The 3,778-nt window shown below is 66.4% G+C and carries 2 protein-coding genes and 2 pseudogenes; 3 read left to right on the forward strand and 1 reads right to left on the reverse strand.

The annotated features are described in order from the left end of the window. Nucleotides 1–174: 174 nt before the first annotated feature. A pseudogene (locus tag ACWD1Z_RS36730) lies at nt 175–980 on the forward strand (IS5 family transposase). A gap of 102 nt (nt 981–1,082) precedes the next feature. Next, nucleotides 1,083–2,615, forward strand: a complete 1,533-nt coding sequence (locus ACWD1Z_RS36735) for an ISL3 family transposase (protein WP_451125164.1) — start codon at nt 1,083–1,085, stop codon at nt 2,613–2,615. 67 nt (nt 2,616–2,682) lie between these two features. On the opposite strand, the pseudogene ACWD1Z_RS36740 reads toward ACWD1Z_RS36735, so the two are convergent. After that, nucleotides 2,683–2,865, reverse strand: a pseudogene (locus ACWD1Z_RS36740) (IS256 family transposase); the annotation flags it as partial. 51 nt (nt 2,866–2,916) lie between these two features. On the opposite strand from ACWD1Z_RS36740, the gene ACWD1Z_RS36745 reads away from it, so the two are divergent. Further along, nucleotides 2,917–3,639, forward strand: a complete 723-nt coding sequence (locus tag ACWD1Z_RS36745) for a transposase (RefSeq protein ID WP_451125162.1) — start codon at nt 2,917–2,919, stop codon at nt 3,637–3,639. The last annotated feature ends 139 nt before the right edge of the window (nt 3,640–3,778 follow it).

Here is a 3,778-nt window from a genome sequence, read left to right on the forward strand (position 1 = left end):
GCCACAAGCGGCAGAGCTTTTTGAACCACACCCGGCACCCCTGGGTGGGTGAACCATACGAAGGGCTCAGCACCTCCCGCAGAACAACGTAGGGAACCTCTTTCATCCTGTGCTGGAGAGTGAAAGGGGCTGGTCAGCGGGTGTAGTGACGAGACAGGGCCCCTCGTCGTTGGCGTGGTGATTCCACTCAGCACACCGGCGACCGAAGGGGCCCTGTTGGTTCCGTATCCTGCCACGCTCGACGTCCCGCATGAGCTCGTCGAGCATGTTGCCTGGCTGCTGTATGAGCACCGCCGGGCCCGTAACACCCGCTGGCGCAAGCTCGGCTGCTTCAAGCAGGCGTTGCTCACGCTGGTCCATCTACGTAAGAACGAGACGTTCTCGCAGCTCGGAGCAGGTTTCGGGATATCCCAGGCCACCGCCTGGCGATACGTGGACGAGACCCTGGACGTTCTGGTCTCCTGGGCGCCCGGCCTCCACGAAGCCCTCACCGGCCTCGGTGAGGGCGACCACGTCATCGTTGACGGCACCCTGATTCCCACCGACCGGATCCGCGCGGACGAGCCCTATTACTCGATGAAGCACCGCAAACACGGCATGAACGTGCAGGTCATCGCCAGTCCCGACGGCACCCCGCTCTGGTTCTCCCGCGCAACACCCGGCCGCACCCACGACCTCACCGCGGCCCGCGCCCACGGCATCGTCCAAGCATGCCTCACCCGGCAGGTCCTCGTCCTCGCAGATCGCGCCTACCAGGGCGCCGGCGCCACCTCCGAACCCCGTACTACCACCACAGCGAGCAGCCCGAGCACTACCAGCAGTTCAACCGCGACCACGCCCGACTCCGAGCCCCCGGCGAACGAGCCTTCGCCCAGTTGAAGTCCTAGCGGCTCCTACGGCGAGCCAGATGCTCCACCCGCCGCATCGGCACCATCATCCAGGCCGTCCACACACTGTTGACCTGCAACTATTCAGGATGAAAGAGGTTCAGTAACCTCAACTAACCCAGTTACACCGCTCGTTTGGCCCTGTCTCACATTCGGTGGTGACGGAGAGTTGTCAGGGTCGTTGACCTTCATGTGATAGGTGTCAACGAGCTTGTGCAGACGGTGTTTTCGGGTCTGTCACCACTGGTCGTGGAGGATGTGGGCGACGAGGGTGAGCGGATCGTGGTGCGGGCCCGGACGTCGCTGGACACCGCGGTCTGCCCGGTGTGCGGCGCCTCGTCGGGACGGGTGCACGGCTATCACTGGCGGACGGTGGCCGACGTTCCGGTCGACGGGCGACGGGTGGTGGTCCGTGTGCGGGTGCGGCGTCTGGTGTGTCCCACGCGAGGCTGCCGCCACACCTTCCGCGAACAGGTGCCCGGGGTGCTGGAGCGATACCAGCGACGCACCGCTCGTCTGACCAGGCAAGTCAAGGCCGTGGTCAAAGAGTTAGCGGGCCGCGCGGGATCACGTTTGCTGGCGATACTCGCGGTGGGCCTGTCCCGTCACACGGCCCTGCGCACCCTACTGCGCATCCCGTTGCCCACCGGGCGGGTGCCCCGCGTGATCGGCGTCGACGATTTCGCCCTGCGCCGGCGGCACCGCTATGCCACCGTGGTGATCGACGCCGAGACTCATGAGCGGATCGACGTGTTGCCCGACCGCACGGCCGACACGCTGGAAGCATGGCTGCGCGGGCATCCGGGCATCGAGGTCGTGTGCCGCGACGGCTCAGCCACCTACGCCGAGGCCATCCGCCGTGCTCTGCCTGACGCGGTGCAAGTTGGTGATCGCTGGCATTTATGGAAGAACCTGTGCGAAGCCGCCCTGAGCGAGGTGAAGGCACACAGTGCCTGCTGGGCCACCGTACTGGACGCGCCGATCTACGAAGGGCCCCGCGCTCAGACCACCCTCGAACGCTGGCATCAGGTTCATGGCCTGCTCGAGAAGGGCGTGGGCCTGCTCGAATGCGCCCGCCGTTTGCAACTGGCCCTGAACACCGTCAAACGCTACGCCCGAGCCGACCGGCCCGAGCGCATGCTCCGCGTCCCCAAGTACCGTGCCAGCCTGGTCGATCCCTACCGCGAGCACCTGCGCAAACGCCGAAGTGAAGACCCCGGCGTCCCCGTCCAGCACCTCTTCGAAGAGATCAAGGCCCTCGGCTTCACGGGCTGCCTGAACCTTTTACACAAGTACATCAACCAAGGCCGCGCGGACGCCGACCGCAGCCACATCTCGCCACGTCGACTCGCCCGGATACTGCTGACCAGACCCGACAACCTCAAGCCCGAGCAGCACGAGCTCCTGGCCAAGCTCACCGCCGTCTGCCCCGAAATAGACCAACTGGCAGCAGGCGTCCGAGACTTCGCACCGCTCCTTACGCCACACACCGACAACGCCGATGCGCTCACGCACTGGATCGCCCAAGTCCGAACAGCCGACCTGCCCCACCTACACGCCTTCACCCGGGGCCTGGACCGGGACATCGACGCCGTGATCGCCGGGCTCACGCTTCCGTACAGCAACGGCCCCACTGAGGGCGTCAACACCAAGACCAAACGGATCGCGCGCCAGATGCACGGACGAGCAGGCTTCACCCTGCTCCGGCACCGCATCCTCCTCGGATAACAGCACGCTCCGTCACCACCGAATGTGAGACAGGGCCTAGCGAACGGTGGAACTCAGTCGGTTTTGTTCAGCGCCGTCCGGCGGTGAGCCGGCCGTCGAAGGTGATGTCGAAGGCTTGGAGTGCGGCCTTCCAACGCATGGTCCAGCGTTTGCGTCCGGTGCCGGTCGGGTCCAGGCTCATGACGGCCAGGTAGACGCACTTGAGAGCGGCCTGGTCGGTGGGGAAGTGTCCCCGGGCCCGGACGGCCTTGACACCCGTGCCCGCCGCCACGCGAAGCGGCTGTTCGAGGCGGTGCAGGCGGTGACCGACACCGGTCGCTCGCTCCACGCCGCAGCCCGCGAGCTGGGCCTGAACCGGCGCACCGTGAGCAAATATGCCCGAGCAGCCACCTGGCAGGAATGCGTACGCCGCACCCCACCCCGCCGGCCCACCAGCCTCGATCCGTACCTGGAGTACCTGCGACAGAGGTGGGAGGAGGGCGAACACACCGCGACAGTTCTGCACCAGGAGATCGTCGCCAAGGGCTACCGCGGTCACTATCAGCGGGTCAAGATGGCCATCGCGCCGCTGCGCCGCGGCTTGCCGATCGACACGCCGCGAGAGCGACCGCCCTCGCCACGGCAGGTCGCCCGCTGGATCACCACCGCTCCATCCCGACGTGGCCTGCATGCCTCCGAGGCAGTCAGGCGGCTGCTTGAGCACTGCCCGGAACTGAACCGAACCCACGATCTGGTGCGTCAGTTCGCCGCCATGCTCGAGGCCCGCGACGCCTCCCCGCTTGCGGACTGGCTCGAGCAACTCACCGCCGCTCGCCTCCCAGCCTTGGCCAGCCTGGCCAAAGCCATACGCGAGGACCAGCCCGCGGTCGTGCAGGGCATCACCACCCCGTTCAACTCCGGCGTCAATGAAGGCCGCATCACCGATCTGAAGCTTCAGAAACGGATCATGGCAGGACGCGCGGGGGTCCCGCTCCTCCGCCACCGCGTCATCCTCATGGCCCTGCTCCGACGACGCTACCCGTGACGGAGCGTCACCGGCGCACGGTGGCACACCCCAACTTCACGGAAATCTTGCCAGGAACGCGTATCGCTGCGCTGATCACCTCGAGTGCGAGAAAGTAGAGCTGGATGTCCCGGCGACACCGATGGCTCTGCGATGCCGG

Source organism: Streptomyces sp. NPDC002784 (assembly GCF_053592135.1).